At 57.0% G+C, this 582-nt stretch carries 1 protein-coding gene; it reads left to right on the top strand.

Annotation, left to right across the window (positions count from 1 at the left end):
- Positions 1 to 176: 176 nt before the first annotated feature.
- Positions 177 to 557 carry a methyltransferase domain-containing protein gene (locus tag AC1D00_RS44470; RefSeq protein WP_477015124.1) on the top strand — a complete coding sequence of 127 codons (381 nt, stop codon included), beginning with the start codon at positions 177 to 179 and terminating at the stop codon, positions 555 to 557.
- The last annotated feature ends 25 nt before the right edge of the window (positions 558 to 582 follow it).

Here is a 582-nt window from a genome sequence, read left to right as displayed (position 1 = left end):
CAGTACCACTGCATCTTTTTGAAAAGCTTGCCATCACACGGCCCGCGCGATGCAGTTCGAATGTCGGTAAGGGACCACAAACGGAGTTTTCGGTGACCTTGTACCGGTTGGCCATATCGGCCAGCACGGGTATAATTTTCTCGTTCCTTTTCTTTCGGGCGTTTTAGGAAGTTGTCATGGCGCCGCGCGAACATTGGCAGATGGATGCCAGCGCCCCTGAGCTCTATGAGCGCTATCTCGTCCCCGCCATCACGTCGATTTGGGCCAAGGATCTGCTCGACCGTACCAGACCGACAAGTGGGGAAAGCGTACTCGATGTCGCCTGCGGAACCGGGGTCGTGGCGCGGCTGTTGGATGAACGAGGGCACGTCGGGAGGTTGGTTGGCATAGACCTCAACACGGCGATGTTGACTGTGGCTCGGACGAAATCGACCAAGGTCGAGTGGATCGAAGGGAGTGCGCTGAACTTGCCATTCGAGGCGCATAGTTTCGATGTCGCGCTCTGCCAACTCGTGGATCGAAGGGAGTGCGCTGAACTTGCCATTCGAGGCGCATAGTTTCGATGTCGCGCTCTGCCAACTC

The organism is Bradyrhizobium sp. P2_E8 (assembly GCF_056403875.1).
Note: the sequence above shows the minus strand (reverse complement) of the source record. Positions and strands in the feature narration are given on the sequence as shown.

Coding starts and splice junctions, on each gene's coding strand:
- AC1D00_RS44470 (WP_477015124.1), top strand. CDS start 177: ATGGCGCCGCGCGAACATTGGCAGATGGATGCCAGCGCCCCTGAGCTC.